The 14,794-nt window shown below is 60.3% G+C and carries 11 protein-coding genes and 1 pseudogene; 2 read left to right on the forward strand and 10 right to left on the reverse strand.

Annotation, left to right across the window (positions count from 1 at the left end):
- Nucleotides 1-36 precede the first annotated feature (36 nt).
- Together L972_RS06690 and L972_RS06695 are read right to left on the reverse strand one after the other, a co-directional pair.
- A pseudogene (locus L972_RS06690) lies at nt 37-1,053 on the reverse strand (replication endonuclease); the annotation flags it as partial.
- A 289-nt stretch (nt 1,054-1,342) separates the two neighbouring features.
- On the reverse strand, nt 1,343-2,842 hold the full coding sequence (locus L972_RS06695) for an alanine/glycine:cation symporter family protein (protein WP_005336959.1): 1,500 nt from the start codon (nt 2,840-2,842) through the stop codon (nt 1,343-1,345).
- Between the two features lie 348 nt (nt 2,843-3,190).
- Here L972_RS06695 and L972_RS06700 point away from each other — a divergent pair, with 348 nt between their 5' ends.
- Both L972_RS06700 and L972_RS06705 read left to right on the forward strand, forming a co-directional pair.
- Nucleotides 3,191-3,628: a GNAT family N-acetyltransferase gene (locus L972_RS06700; protein ID WP_047436876.1), complete on the forward strand. Its 438-nt coding sequence runs from the start codon at nt 3,191-3,193 to the stop codon at nt 3,626-3,628.
- A 76-nt stretch (nt 3,629-3,704) separates the two neighbouring features.
- Complete coding sequence (locus L972_RS06705) at nt 3,705-4,469, forward strand: zinc-dependent peptidase (protein WP_052200033.1); 765 nt, start codon at nt 3,705-3,707, stop codon at nt 4,467-4,469.
- A gap of 81 nt (nt 4,470-4,550) precedes the next feature.
- On the opposite strand, the gene L972_RS06710 is transcribed toward L972_RS06705, so the two are convergent.
- From L972_RS06710 to L972_RS06745, 8 genes are all read right to left on the reverse strand, one after another.
- Entirely contained in the window at nt 4,551-5,147 is a 597-nt protein-coding gene (locus L972_RS06710; protein WP_005336948.1) for an acetate uptake transporter, read from the reverse strand.
- A gap of 225 nt (nt 5,148-5,372) precedes the next feature.
- Nucleotides 5,373-8,375 (reverse strand): DUF748 domain-containing protein, encoded by a 3,003-nt coding sequence (locus tag L972_RS06715; protein WP_047436882.1) that lies wholly within the window; start codon nt 8,373-8,375, stop codon nt 5,373-5,375.
- Between the two features lie 52 nt (nt 8,376-8,427).
- The gene (locus L972_RS06720) at nt 8,428-9,189 is read right to left on the reverse strand and encodes a substrate-binding periplasmic protein (protein ID WP_047436885.1); all 762 of its coding nucleotides are present in this window, start codon (nt 9,187-9,189) and stop codon (nt 8,428-8,430) included.
- A 36-nt stretch (nt 9,190-9,225) separates the two neighbouring features.
- The gene (locus tag L972_RS06725; protein WP_047436889.1) at nt 9,226-9,636 is read right to left on the reverse strand and encodes a MerR family transcriptional regulator; all 411 of its coding nucleotides are present in this window, start codon (nt 9,634-9,636) and stop codon (nt 9,226-9,228) included.
- A 2-nt stretch (nt 9,637-9,638) separates the two neighbouring features.
- A complete protein-coding gene (locus tag L972_RS06730; protein WP_047436892.1) occupies nt 9,639-10,607 on the reverse strand; it encodes a hydroxymethylglutaryl-CoA lyase in 969 nt (322 codons plus the stop codon).
- Nucleotides 10,604-12,574: an acetyl/propionyl/methylcrotonyl-CoA carboxylase subunit alpha gene (locus tag L972_RS06735; RefSeq protein WP_047436894.1), complete on the reverse strand. Its 1,971-nt coding sequence runs from the start codon at nt 12,572-12,574 to the stop codon at nt 10,604-10,606. Before L972_RS06735 ends, L972_RS06730 begins: the two co-directional genes overlap by 4 nt.
- Complete coding sequence (locus tag L972_RS06740) at nt 12,571-13,425, reverse strand: enoyl-CoA hydratase-related protein (protein WP_047436897.1); 855 nt, start codon at nt 13,423-13,425, stop codon at nt 12,571-12,573. Before L972_RS06740 ends, L972_RS06735 begins: the two co-directional genes overlap by 4 nt.
- Nucleotides 13,426-13,436: 11 nt before the next feature.
- On the reverse strand, nt 13,437-14,794 hold a 1,358-nt coding region (locus tag L972_RS06745), incomplete at its 5' end, for a carboxyl transferase domain-containing protein (RefSeq protein ID WP_047436900.1).

Raw genomic sequence — 14,794 nt, forward strand, 5'->3', positions numbered from 1 at the left:
CTCTACTTTTGAGTGCTCCAAAAAATGGGGGGATTACCCCTCCAGTTGCCAATCCGGCTCGCTCGGCAACGCTCGACTCGACTGCAACTGGCCATTCTCCAGCCAGAGGCTGAAACCATCCGCCCTTACGCTGGCACCTGACCGTAACCGGTCGATGGAGAAGGGCGATAACCCCCATTGTTCCCTCATGATCTGCTCTGTGAAGGCATCGGGATCTGGCCGCGTACAGTTATTGTCAGAGCTCCAGGGTGCCGGGCTGTCGCCCGTCTTAACCCCAACCCCCCTCGCTGCAGCCTCGGCGGCTTTCCTGGCTTCATGGGTGCCGGCAGGCATAATTTCCCACCCTTGCTGGCGTGTCTTGATGCCAAGGCGAGCGGAGGTAATGCCCATCAGGCGTTTGATGTCTTCGCCGTAGCTGTTGGCTTGCTCCTCAATGAGGTGGGCCAGCTTGATCGGGTGTTCGGCACGGGTCGCCAGTGCACCGCCCATGGCGTGCAGGTAACAGCGAAAGATGCCGTTATCTGCGGCAAAGCGAGCCGCCTCAAAGCGCGGGTCTTGCAGCACTGGCTTGGGTGGGCCCACCAGATCGGCATTCTTCTTGGCGTTGCTGATGCGGCGCAGCTCGCGCCATACCCCGACCGGGGCGCCGCCGATCTGCTGGAAGGTGCGAATGCCCCACCAACTGGCCCAGGCCACGGCATGCAGGGCACCTTCATCGGCAGCGGTGCCAGCCTCTTCGTCATCGTCCAGGTAGGCGCCGTCGATGTTCTTGGCAATGTATTTGGCGAGATAGCCGGCTGCATCCCCCTTGGCCGGGTCTATCTCTTTCCAGTCAAAGCGAGGAGTAAAGTCGGTAAAGGGTGGGGCGTCTTTGATATCCCGCACCAGCTCTTCGTGGTCATCGGTCAGGGCATAGCGTTGCAGGATGCCGATCACCCGGTTGCGATCTTCCGGGCGCATAAATAGCAGCAGGTGCCAGTGCGGGGTACCGTCGTGGTGAGCCTCGCACACGCGAAATCCATAAACGGGGGCGTTCCACCGTTTGAGGGCGGCCACTTGATATTTCATCAGAAGATGACATACGCCCACTTTGCACCGGATTATCTCAATGACGCTGTCCGCTTTAACCCGTTGGAAAACCATCTTAAACCAGCTTGATCTTCCTCGAGAATGGGCTGAAAAAAGTGTCCACATTTTGCCAATTTTGGTGTCTTTTCACGTCCCCAAGCGCCCCCTTGTGCGGCGCTTAGCTCCTTGGTTTTAATGTAAATTATTGAAATTAAATAAATAAAAAATGGCAGCCGAGGCTGCCATTTTTATTGATGTCTTATGTCGTTCTGGTTCAGGAGGTCTTGCGATCCTGATCCGGCTCGAACTGATGGCCAGATTTCTCCAGTTCCAGGTTTTCTTCGGAGCGCTTGCCCACCCAGTAATCGGCGTTCTTGATGCCGAGCTTCTCCGGGTGGAATACGGGGTCAATACCTTGTGCCTGCTGCGCTTCATAATCCTTCAGACAGGTGAAGGCGGTCTTTTGCAGCAGCAGAATGGCGATGATGTTGAGCCATGCCATCAGGCCAACTCCGATATCACCCATGCCCCAAGCCAGATCTGCAGTCTTGACGGTGCCGTAGACAGTGGCAGCCATCAGCGCAATCTTCAGCAAGAAGGTGAGCCAAGGGCGATTTATCTTGCGGTTGATGTAGGCGATGTTGGTTTCGGCGATGTAGTAGTAGGCAACGATAGTGGTGAACGCGAAGAAGAACAGCGCGATGGCCACGAAAATGCTGCCAAAGCCCGGCATCATGCTCTCCATGGCGGTCTGCACATAGCCCGGGCCTGCTGCGATACCGGCAATACCTGTGTAGATGGCGGCGCCGTCCGGCCCTTGTACGTTATAGAGACCGGTGATCAGCAGCATAAAGCCGGTGGCGGAGCAGACGAACAGGGTGTCGATATAGACGGAGAACGCCTGCACCAAACCCTGCTTGGCCGGGTGACTCACTGCCGCAGCAGAGGAGGCGTGCGGCCCGGTACCCTGACCCGCTTCGTTGGAGTAGACCCCGCGTTTTACCCCCCACATGATGGCCAGACCCAAAATGGCACCGAAACCGGCATCCAGACCGAAGGCGCTCTTCCAGATCAGCAGGATCACGCCCGGCAGTTGGCCGATATTGAGGGCGATGATGACGCAAGCCACGATGATGTAGCCCAGCGCCATAAAGGGCACCACGGTACTGGCGAAGCTGGCGATACGCTTGACGCCGCCGAAGATAATAAAGCCGAGCAGCAGCGCCAGACCGGCGGCGGTGACGTTCGGATCAATATTAAAGGCGGTCTGCAGGCTGGAGCCGATGGAGTTGGCCTGCACGCCCGGCAGCAGCACGCCGCAGGCGAAGACGGTAGCGATGGCGAAGGTCCAGGCGTACCACTTCATGCCAAGTCCTTTCTCGATATAGAAGGCCGGGCCGCCGCGGTATTCACCGTTGATCTTCTCTTTGTAAACCTGACCCAGGGTGGATTCCACGAAAGCGGAGCTGGCGCCGAGAAAGGCGACCATCCACATCCAGAACAGGGCGCCCGGACCACCGAAGGTGATGGCGGTGGCCACACCGGCGATGTTACCGGTACCCACGCGACCGGCCAGGGTCATGGCCAGCGCCTGGAAGGAGGAGACACCGGCATCGGTGCTCTTGCCATCAAACATCAGGCGCACCATCTCTTTGATATGACGCAGTTGCAAAAAACGGGTACGCAGGGAGAAGTAAAGACCGACCCCCAGACACAGGTAGATGAGCGCAGGGCTCCAGATTACACCATTGATGGCATTGACGATTTCATTCATGTACAACAACTCCTTTGTTGTGTTTGTGGCGCTGTCTTGGCGAGATCTTGGCCTCGCTCTCTGTCACTGTTTTCGGCCCTGTTTGTTAACAATCCAGTTAACAAATGAGCGCTAGGTTGAGGGGTTAAGCAGAGCGCAAACACGCGCCATGCATGGCTTGTAACATATCGAGTTGTATCGGTGCTTCCCAGCGAAAAATGTTGCCTTGTTGCAAATTTGTGAATTGACAAGGGTGGGGGGATAATGGCAGGCAGCGTTTTCTATGAGTAAAGATGAGATCCTCCTTGTTGATCTGCGCCAGACAATGTGACGGGCGTAACACAATGGAAAGCAAACATGAGGCCAACAATGAAAAATGACCCTGACACTTTGACGATCCGTCCCCCTGAGGCCGACGACGGGAGCGCTATCGCCCACCTGTTCACCCAATTGGGGTATCCTGCCGAAGGCGCTGACGTGACGGCACGCCTGTTGGCGCCGGATCCCGCGAGCGTTGTGCTGCTCGCCTCTCAGGGCGACAAGGTGGTCGGCGTGCTGGTGTGGCACAAGCTGGCACCGCTGCATGTTGCACCAGCTTGGGGCCTGATCTCGGCGCTGGTTGTCGATGAAGGGGCAAGAGGGGCGGGAGTGGGCGCAGCCCTGCTCAAGGGCGCCGAAGCGATGGCGCGGGCCGCAGGTTGCGCCCAGCTGGAGCTCTCCAGCAGTCTCAAGCGCGAGGCAGCCCACCGTTTTTATCTGGCGCAGGATTATCTGGAGCGGCCGAAACGGTTCGTCAAACTGCTGTGACCTGTTGTTTGCATCAAAAGAAGGAGTAGGCGTGCTGGGATGGTTCAAATGGCTGGGTGGTCGCCCGCAAACGCCCATGAGTGAGGATGAGTTGGCGCTGTGGCGTCAGGCGCTGGCGGCTGTGCCCATCTTGCAAGGGCTCAGCGACACCGAGCAGACGACGCTTATCGGGTTGGGGCAACAGCTGCTCAAGCGCAAGACCCTGACCCTGATCGGGGTAGATCTCAGCTCCCGCCAACAGGCGGTGCTGGCGCTGCAGGCGGCGTTGCCCATTCTTCATCTCGGCCTTGACTGGTATCGCGGCTTTCACGAAATCATCATCATTCCCGAGCCCGTCACTCGGCGTCAGGAGGTACAGGATGAGTTCGGCCTGGTGAGCGAGTTTGAAGAGGAGAACGCCGGCGAATCCTGGCCGCAAGGGCCGCTGGTGCTGGCCTGGAGCGAACTGCAGCAGGATGGTGACTGGGACGGCTTTAATCTGGTGATCCACGAGTTGGCCCACAAGCTCGATATGTTGGGCGGTGAGGTGGACGGCGCGCCGCCGTTGCCTGGGCCGATGAGCAGCCAGCAGTGGCAACAGGCCTTTCAGACCGCCTTCGATGCGCTGTGCCAGCAGCTCGACCGGGACGAAGTGACCGATATCGATCCCTATGCTGCTGAACATCCCGCCGAATTTTTTGCCGTCAGCTGCGAGTGTTTCTTTACCGATCCGCTGCGGCTGCAGCAGGTTTATCCCGCTGTATACCGGCAACTGAGCCAGTTCTTTAGCCAGGATCCCGCGCAGCGTTTTCCCGCGACCCGCTTGCTGGCGGGGGAGGTGGACGCCAAGTCACTGAGCTGATAACCGATCTGTTGAACGGTTATTCGAGATAGCAAAAAGGCACCCGAGGGTGCCTTTTTCACAATCTGAGTGGCTTGCCTATCAGGCAGCGGCTTTCAGCTGTACTGCGGCGGCTTTCTTGTGATCGCCGATCGGCATTACGGTGCGGCCGAACTGCTCGTTGATCACGGTGGCCATGGCCAGGTAGATGGCGCTGGCGCCACAGATGATGCCTTCGAAACCGGCGATGGTACCGATCAGGGTGCTGCCGGTGAAGTCACGGGCGGCCAGCAGGAAGAACAGCACGGTCAGGGAGGCGAACACGAACTGCTTGGCGCGCGGGTAGTTGATGGTGCCAACCAGCATGAACAGGGTGAACATGCCCCACATCAGCAGATACCAACCCATGTAGGCGTGCGGAGTGGCTTCGGCCAGACCCATGGTCGGCATGATCAGCAGGAACACCAGGCTCAGCCAGAACAGGCCGTAGGAGGTGAACGCGGTCACACCGAAGGTGTTGCCACGCTTGTACTCCATGATGCCAGCGATGATCTGGGCGATGCCGCCGTAGCACAGGCCCATGGCCAGGATCATGGCGCTGATGGGGAAGAAACCTGCGTTATGGATGTTCAGCAGGATGGTGGTCATACCGAAACCCATCAGACCCAGAGGGGCAGGGTTGGCCAATTTTTCGCTCACGTGGCGTTCTCCAAAAATAGAGTGGGGGGTTAACAAAAGACGCGCGATTTTAGGCAGGCTGCGGCGTGCCCGCAAGGGGGCAAGGGGGATAAATCGTAAAAAAACTACGTGATTATTTGCATCAGAGGCCAAATGCTCACCAAGGCAGGCTGTTTGGTGAGCAAAAGGTGTCAAAATAGTTGAGGGGTTGTATTTTTATTACGCTTTTTACGAAGTGCGGCGGCGTCACTGATCCAGTGTCAGGATCACTTTGGCTTCCTTGTCCTCTTCCTTGACCTGGCTGTCGAGCACGAACAGCCGCTCCGGGGCGATCCCCTGGCTGTCGACCAGAAACTCCTTGGTATTTTGCGCCCGGCGCATGGCGAGATTGCGCAGGGATTTGGCGGTGATGAGCTGCTGATCCCGCAGCAGGATCACCGCCTGGGCCCGCAGTGCCGCGCTCTCTTCATCCAGATGGAGGCGGTCCGCCAGATCATCCAGATCTTCGCCAAAGCGCTCTTCATAGGCCTGGGCCAGCGCCTCTTGCAGGGCTGAGTCCTGTTCCAGCAGGTCGAGATCCGCCTGATTGCCGGTGAGCTTGGCCAGTACCCGCTCCAGCTTTTGCCGTTGCAGGATGGGGCGCTCCTCGTTGAAGTTGACCTTGCCGCGAATGTTCATGCTGAGCTTGGGTCTATCCTTAAGGGCCTGCGCCAGCTTGACCAGTTTCTCCTGCTGGGTGGGGGTGAGATCGGGATCCCCCGGCAGGAAGGGAAGTTCGTCGAGATCTTCGGTGCCATCGGCCAGCGAGGCGAGCAGGGAGAAGGGGGAGGTGATCGCCTTGCTCAGGGTGTTGCCCAGCACATCCCAGAAGATATTGCCGATGCTGAAGTCCGGTTGATCGAGATCGCCCTTCACCTTGAGGTTCATCTGTATCACCCCGTTGGCATCGCTTAGCAGGGCGATGGCTAGCCCCAGCGGCAGATCCTTGGCCTGATCGCTCTTGATCTTCTCACCCAGTTGCAGCTTCTTGATAGTGATGTCGTTATCCCCCTCCAGCCGATTGCCCTCCAGCTTGTAGTGCAGCTTCATGGAGAGCTGCCCCTTGTCGATGGCATAACCGGCATAGGTGCCCGAATAGGGGGTGAAGGTGGTGAGCTCCAGATTGTGGAAAGCGACCGCGATGTCGAGGATCGGGTTGGCCACCAGCAGGTTGGTACCGCCGCGAATGGTCACTGGCGCATAGCGATCCACCTTGCCGTTGAAGGCGAGATCGGAGCGTTGCCCCGGAATATTGCTGATATGGCGACTTTGGCCGCCCAGCGAGGCGATATCGGCCACAAAATCTTGGCTCAGGCTGCGATCGGCAAAGCGCAGGTTGCCCTGCTCGGTGCGCAGCTGGTCGATGGTGAAACGAAAGTCGGGAGCCTTGCTGCCTGCCTTTGCTTCAGTACTTTTTGCTGCCGCTGGTTGCGGCAACAGCAGCTGTTGCAGGTTGGTGGTGCCATCTTCGTTGATCTCGATGCGGGCGAAGGGCTTGTTCAGAGCAATGTCCTTGATCCGCATCTGCTGGCTGATGCCGTCGTACGTCAGACCGGTGAGAGCCAGGGTGTTGAACTCCAGCAGCCGCTGATTGTCTGCCCGATCGACTACTTTGAGCCCGTTGATATCGAGCCCCCCTTGCAGGGTCAGCTTGCTCAGATCTCCCTGGGCGGTGGTGGCGAGATCAAGTCTGGTCTTGCTGCTCAGCAGCCCGTTTTGCACCTTGATGCGTACCAGATCGGCCAGATAGGGCTGTGCCAGCGTGAGGGGTAGCCCCTGCTGGTTGATGTCGCCGCTTAAGGTGAAAGGAGTCAGGGTCAGTTGGCCATCAAAGGCGAGGGGGCTGCTCTGGTTGAACTGGGTGGCCAGAGTCAGTTTGCTCGGTTGCTCCCCCTTGCTGCCCAGTGGCCCCAGCGCCAGCTTGAGGCCGGAGAGCTGGTGTGCCTGCGGTTTGCCGCTGCTCGATTCGGTGAGGGTGAGATCGCCCTTGTCGATAAGGATCTGCTTGATCTGCCACTGCCAGGGTTTGTCTGGCACCTGTTTCTTGCCGTTATCGGCTGTCTTTGCTTGTTGTGCCGATTTTGGCGCCGCATTGCTGGCCACCTCGTTTGCGGTGTTGGCTTCTTTGACGGGCTTGGCGGGGGCCTGTTCAATCAGCAAGTCAGCCAGATCCAGCTCCTGCTGTGGGTTGAGGGTGGCCCTGAGCAGGGGCTGTTGCAGGGTCACCTTGCCGATCTGGAGCGACTGTTTCTGGCCATCGACTGCCAGCTCGCTAAGGGCCAACTGGCCGAAGCGGGCAAATTCGTCGCCCTGGTGTTTTTTAAGCTGCCAGTTGTCCAGCGTCAGCTTGCCTTTGGACAATTGCCACAGCACCCCTTGCTTGCCCTCTTTAAGCTGGTACTCCACCTCTGCATTGGCGTGGCCCTTGGCCAGATCCAGCTTGAGGTAGGGGGCCCAGAGCGGGGCGAAGGGTTTCAGGTCGACCTGTTTGAGGCTCGCTTTACCCTGACCCATGCCGCTCATCACATCGAGTTTGCCGTGGGCTGCGAGGCTGCTTTTGCCGTTGATGGCGGCGTTCAGCTGATAGGCGGTCGGGTGATTTTCCTCGGTGCGCAGGTTATCGAGCTTGAGGGTCACTTTCTCCAGATTGAGAGGCGGCAACCAGCCGGGTTCGCTCTCCTTGCGTTGATCCTGATAGCGCACATTCCCGTCAGTGACATTGACACTTGCAATATCGACCAGCAGCGGGGCGCTGGCTGTTTCGGGCTCGGGGGAGGGCGCAGGGGCGAGCAGGGTGGCAAGCGCATCGGTCAGGTTGAGTCGAACATCTCCTTTTTTGTCTGCCAGCCGTTGCAGCAGCACCACGGGTTTGGTCAGGGTGACGGCGGAAAGCACGACCCCTTTCTGCTGCCAGCTGGCTTGCAGGTCGGGGGTGATAAAGAGCTGCTCAAAACCGATGATAGCCTGCTGTTTGGCATCGAGCAGGGCAGTCGCGCCGAGGGTGAGAGAAGGTTTGCGCAGCCCTACGTCAATCTCCCCCAGCGTCAGTTGCAGGCCGTAGTGCTCGGCCAGCCAGCCGGGCAGATAGCGCTGGAGCAGACGGGGTGTTTGCCACAGCAGCAGGCTGATCAGGATAAGAAGCAGCAGAAAAGCGTAGGCAAGGTAGCGCAGCAAGCGGAGCTTGGGGGACGCGGGCTCGGTGGTGTTCATTTGGTGCACTCCCATTTGGTTCCCGCCATGGTACAGAAAAGCTGGATAGTAATCATGGGGTTGCGTGCTGTTGTACGCCGTACTTTGTCCAAAGGCGATCCAGTTCACCCTTTTTTTGCAGCGCTGCCAGCCACTGTTCCAGCTGGGCAGGGGTAATGGGAGCCTCAGGGTGAAGGATGGCTCGGTGTTGATACTGTTGATCCCATTTTTGCGAGATCAGCAGCTGGTCGGCGGTGTCGGGGTGGGAAAGCAGATATTGGTTAAGGTAGGAAACGTTGAGAATGGCTACCTCACCACGCCCTTTGAGTAGCGCTTGCAAGGCACTGACGTTGTCCTTGACCAGGGTGATATTGAGCTTGCGCTGCAGGTAGACGGGATCGGCATTGAACTGGCCAACGCCGTAGTGGTAGCCGGTCACCCCGATAAGATGATGCCGAGAGGGGTCATCGAAAAAGCGCTGATCCCGACCCGTTTTGTTCAGGGCCACATAGACCTCGCCACCACCGAGGAAGGGGGCTGTCATTTTGAATTTATCGGTGTCCCAGCCCCACTTGGTGTCTTCAAACAGCATCAGCGAGAAACGGCCCAGATCGAGCGCCTTGTAACGGTTGGCGGCCGAGGTGGGAACAAACACGAATCTTACCTCTTGCTGGATCTCGTTTAGCTTGGCGATGAGGTCCAGCGTCAGCCCTTCATAGTGGGAATCGGAGATCTTGACCACAAAGGGGGCATAGGGGTATCCGCCAACCTTGATGAAGGGATGGCTCCAGCCAGAGAGGCTGAACAAGAGCAAAAACCAGCACCAATATCTCATGGGATCCCCAGGGCAATAGCTTGCTCCCAGATTCGGTTAATCTGCGCCAGTTTTCAAGCTGTTAAGGGAATTAACACAGCGCTGTTCGGCGGCTTCCAGCTCGGCCATCACCATCTGGATATCCTCCAGTTGTTGGCGCAGTGCGTCGCGCTTTTCATCGATCAGCTGGATCATGGAGTGGAGCTGGGTTTTGCTCGATTTGTCGGTGTCGTACATATCGAACAGCTCGCGGATCTCGGCCAGGCTAAACCCCAGCCGTTTGCCGCGCAGGGTCAATTTGAGCCGGATCTTGTCCCGGTGGCTGTAGATGCGGGTTTGCCCCTCCCGCAGCGGGGTGAGCAGCCCCTCATCCTCGTAGTAGCGGATGGTGCGCGGCGTGACATCGAATTCGTGGGCCAGCTCCGAGATGCTGTAGGTGATCTCCTTGCCGGGCAGGGAACGGGACATGGTCATGACTCCTGTTGCTGGGCGTGTTGCTGACAGAGGCGGGCACGCAGCCGTTCGGCATTGGCGTGCAAGGCCTGACCGACCCGCGAGCCGTTGGGGCGAGCGAGCTGCTCGCTCACCCACTGGCCGGTGGCCGCCAGTTTGTCGAGATCCACCCCGGTCGTCATGCCAAGGCCGTGTAGCAGGTAGACCACCTCTTCTGACGCCACATTGCCGGAGGCGCCCGGCGCATAGGGGCAGCCGCCAAGCCCCGCCACCGAGCAGTCGATGGTGCGAATGCCGCGCTCCAGCGCGGGTAGCAGGTTGGCCAACCCCTGGCCGTAGGTGTCGTGAAAATGGACCGCGAGTCGACCCGCCGGGATCTCGTGCAGTACCGCATCCAGCATGGGGGCCACGGTGCCCGGAGTGCCGACGCCTATGGTGTCCCCCAGCGAAATTTCGTGGCAACCGAGATCCAGCAGTTGCTCGGCCATGGCAGCGACCCGTTTCGGGCGGGTCGGGCCATCGAACGGGCAGGCGATGACGGTGGAGAGGTAGCCGCGCACCTTGATGCCGAGGCGGCGTGCCTCCTGCACCAGCGGGGCGAAGCGCACCAGCGACTCCTCCACGCTGATGCCGATATTGGCGCGGGTAAAACCGTCGGAGCAGGCGGTGAAGAGGCCAATCTCATCGGCGCGGGCGGCAATGGCTGCCTGCAAGCCTTGCAGATTGGGCACCAGAGCGCCGTAACGGGTTGAGCCCTTGCGCGGCAGTGCCTCGAACAGCGCAGCGGAGTCCGCCATCTGCGGCACTTTTTTGGCAGAGACAAAGGCACCCACCTCGATGCGTTGCAGGCCGCTGTCGGTAAGGCGCTGGATCAGCTCCAGCCGCTGTACCAGGGAGAGGGGCGCAGCTTCATTTTGCAGGCCATCTCGCGGCCCCATCTCCACCAGACTGACCCTGTCGTCACGGACGTCCTGTGATCGGTTCATGGGTGATCCTCCTGTGTGGCAATCTCTTCGGCAAAGCGCACCAGCACGGTTCCCTGGCTTACCTGCTCGCCCTGTTTGCACTGCAGGGCTTCAATTACCCCGTCCCGCTCTGCACGCAACTGGTGTTCCATCTTCATCGCCTCCAGCACCAGCAGGGGTTGCCCCTTGCTGACTGTTTGCCCCTGCTCGATCAGCACGGCTACCACTATGCCGTGCATGGGGGCGATGGCGCCCTGCACCTTCTCGTTTGTCTGATCATGATGGTGGCTGTGCTGCCGATCATCGGCCGCGAAACGGATGCGCTGCCCCGCCAGGGTCATGATGAAGGTTGCCTCCGAGCCTGCGACCGTCTGAATGGGGATCTGTTGCCAGCAGCCACCCTGCTGCAGCCGGATATAATCGTCACCTCTCTGGTAGCAATGGGTCTCCCCTTGCCACTCAAACTGGCCGCCATGATCGTGAAGGGTCAATACCCGGTGCTCATCACCGATGCGCACCGCCGCTGTCCAGTAGCGATCCGGCCCCAGCCGAAATCCGCAGGCTTGCTGCCAGGGGGAGGTGCCCGCAGGGCGGCTCGCCAGCCAGAGGGCGGCCAGCGGCCAGGCAAGCTCAGGAATGGGCTGCGCTGTGGTAGGGATGGGCCACTGGGTATGGTGGCCCATGGCCAGGACATCAGGCTCTTCACACAGGCGCAGCAAGAGCACGCCGTTGTGCACCAGCGGGCCGAGATCCAGTGCCGCCAGCGCATCGGCCAGTTTGGCGAACGCCTCGGTGCGGCTCTGGCCGTGGGCGATCAGCTTGGCGATCATGGGATCGTAATAGGGGCTCACCTCATCGCCAGCGGTGACGCCGGTGTCGATGCGCACGCCAACGGGCCAGTGGAGCCAGTGGATGGGCCCGCTGGCAGGCAGAAAACCGGCTGCTACATCCTCGGCGTAGAGGCGCGCCTCCACCGCATGGCCGCGCAGCACCACTTCCTCTTGGGTGAGTGGCAGCGGCTTGCCTTCTGCCACGGCCAGTTGCCAGGCCACCAGATCCTGCCCGGTCACCGCCTCGGTGACCGGATGCTCTACCTGCAGCCGGGTGTTCATCTCCATAAAGAAGAACTCATCCTTGCAGAGCAGAAATTCGATGGTGCCAGCCCCCTGATAATGGATGGCTTTGGCTGCGGCCACGGCTGCATCCCCCATGGCGCGGCGCAGAGCCGGAGGGATGTCGGGGGCGGGCGCCTCTTCGATCACTTTCTGATGGCGTCGCTGCAAGGAGCAGTCCCTGTCCCCCAGATAGATGGCGTTGCCGAGGCTATCGGCAAAGACCTGTACTTCCACATGTCGAGCTTGGGGCAGATAGCGCTCCAGCAGCACCAGATCGTCACCAAAGGCAGCCTGGGCTTCCCGTTTGACTGCCGCCAGCGACTCGTCAAAGTCAGCCAGCTGATCGACCCGGCGCATCCCCTTGCCACCGCCGCCACTGGCTGCCTTGATAAGTAGCGGGAAGCCAATCTGGCTCGCCTGATCGCGCAAGAAGTCCTGCCGCTGATCCGTGCCGTGATAGCCGGGCAGCACAGGTACGCCGGCAGCCTGCATCAGCGCCTTGGCACCCGATTTGTCGCCCATGGCGAGAATGGCGGCGCCGCTTGGGCCGACAAAGCGCAGGCCGCGCTGTTCGCAGGCGGCGGCAAAATCGCTGTTTTCCGACAGAAAGCCGTAACCGGGATGGATGGCATCGGCGCGCGCCTCTTTGGCAATCTTCAGCACCTTGCCGGTGTCGAGATAGCTCTCTCTGGCCGGTGCGGGCCCCAGATGCCAGGCCTCATCGGCCAGACGGGTATGCATGGCGTGGGCGTCGGCATCGGAGTAGATCGCGATGGTGTGAATGCCGAGGCGTTTCGCCGTCTTGATGATGCGCACGGCGATTTCGCCGCGATTGGCAATCAGCAGGCGCTTAATTTGAGTGTGATGGGTCATGTCTCATCCTTGAAACGGGGACGCCAGGCGGGAGGGCGTTTGTCAAAGAAGGCCTGCATCCCCTCCTGGGCTTCGAGTCCCACCCGAACCCGGGCAATGGTCTCGACAGTTTTCTCTTCGTGCAGGCGGGAAGGATGGGCCTCTATGGCCGCCAGCAGTCGTTTGGTCTCTTTCATCGCTTCCGGCCCGTTGCGGCACATACGAAGGGCTTGTGCCCGTCCCTCCGCCAGCAGTTGATCCGGCTTGCAGAGTTGATGTGCCACATTGAGCCGACAGGCGGTAATGGCATCGAACGGCTCGGCACTGAGCATGTAGCGGCGCGCCTGACGCATGCCCATGGCGCGTACCACGTAGGGGCTGATCACCGCAGGCACTAGCCCCAGGCTCACCTCTGAGAGGCAGAAGCGGGCATCATCGCTGGCCAGCACTATATCGCAGGCGCATATGAGACCTAGTGCCCCGCCATAGGCGGCCCCTTGCACCAGCGCCACCGTAGGGAAGGGAAGCTCATCGAGGGTCTGCATCAGCCGCGCCAGTACCCGGGCGTCTTCGCGATTGTGCTCGAAATCGGCGTGGGCCAGATTACGCATCCAGTTGAGGTCGGCGCCCGCGCAAAAGTGTTTGCCTTCGGCACGTAGCAGCAGGGCGTGAGGGCGTTCGGCGAGATCATGACCATGGAGATGGGCCAGATCATCGAGGCAGTCGAGCAGCCCCAGCATCAGGTCGGCATCAAAGGCGTTGTGGCGGGCCGGGCGCGACAGCACCAGCTCGGCCAGCGGGCCGTGCCGCTCCCGCCGAAACGGGCCCTGTGTTGAAGAGCCAAGTGCTGAGGAAGTAAGTGGATCTGACATCGTTTTGCTCCTTACATCCGAAAGATGCCGTACTGCTCGGGTTCAATGTGGGCACCCAGACAGGCGGCGAGCGCCAGCGCCAGCACGGTGCGGCTCTGGGCCGGGTCAATGACGCCATCATCCCAGAGGCGGGCGCTGGCGTAGTAGGGGTGACCCTGGCGCTCATACTGTTCGATCACCGGGGCACGGATGGCGGCCGCTTCCTGCTCGCTCAAATCTTTGCCCTCGGCAGTCAGCTTGTCGCGACGCACCTGCACCAGCACTCCGGCAGCTTGTTCGCCCCCCATGACGGAGATGCGGCTGTTGGGCCAGCTAAAGAGAAAATCGGGCTCATAAGCGCGGCCGCACATGCCGTAGTTGCCAGCGCCAAAGCTGCCGCCGACGATCAGGGTGATCTTGGGCACCCGGCTGCAGGCCACTGCTGTGACCAGCTTGGCGCCGTGCTTGGCGATCCCCTCCTTTTCTGCGCTGCTCCCCACCATAAAGCCGGTGATGTTCTGCAAAAAGAGCAGCGGGATGGCGCGCCGGTTACAGAGTTGGATAAAGTGGGCCCCCTTCTGGGCACTGTCGCTGTGCAGCACGCCGTTGTTGGCGAGGATACCCACTTCCATGCCGCAAATACGGGCAAAGCCGGTCACCAGTGTGGTGCCGAACAGCGCCTTGAACTCGTCAAAGTCAGAGCCATCCACCAGTCGGGCAATCAGTTCGCGGGCGTCGTAAGGGCGTTTGAGACTGGTGCCCACCAGACCGTAGAGCTCCTCGATCGGGTAGCAGGGGGGCTCGTAGCCGGGGCTGCTCTCTATCGGCTCGTTACCCAGATGAGTAACCAGCGTGCGGGCGATGGCCAGCGCATGGGCATCGTCACGGGCCATATGATCAGCAACGCCGGAGTGGGCGCAGTGTACTTCGGCGCCACCCAGGGCCTCGGCGCTGATCTCCTCGCCGGTGGCGGCCTTGACCAGCGGCGGACCCGCCAGAAAGATGGTGGCCTGCTCCCTGACCATGATGGATTCATCCGCCATGGCGGGCACGTAGGCGCCGCCTGCGGTGCAGAGCCCCATCACCACCGCCAGCTGCGGGATATTCTGGGCCGACATGCGGGCCTGGTTGTAGAAGATGCGACCAAAGTGATCCCGGTCGGGGAACACCTCATCCTGCATCGGCAGAAAGGCGCCGCCGGAATCCACCAGATAGAGGCAGGGGAGACGCAGCCGCTCAGCGATGGTCTGGGCACGCAGGTGTTTTTTCACGGTGAGCGGGTAGTAGGTACCACCCTTCACGGTGGCGTCGTTCACCACCAGCATGCAGAGCCTGCCCGAGACCCGGCCGATGCCGGTGATGATACCGGCGGCGGGTACCGGCTCGTCAT

Origin of the sequence: Aeromonas sp. ZOR0001 (assembly GCF_000801015.1) — a bacterium.
GTDB classification, from domain to species: domain Bacteria; phylum Pseudomonadota; class Gammaproteobacteria; order Enterobacterales; family Aeromonadaceae; genus Aeromonas; species Aeromonas veronii.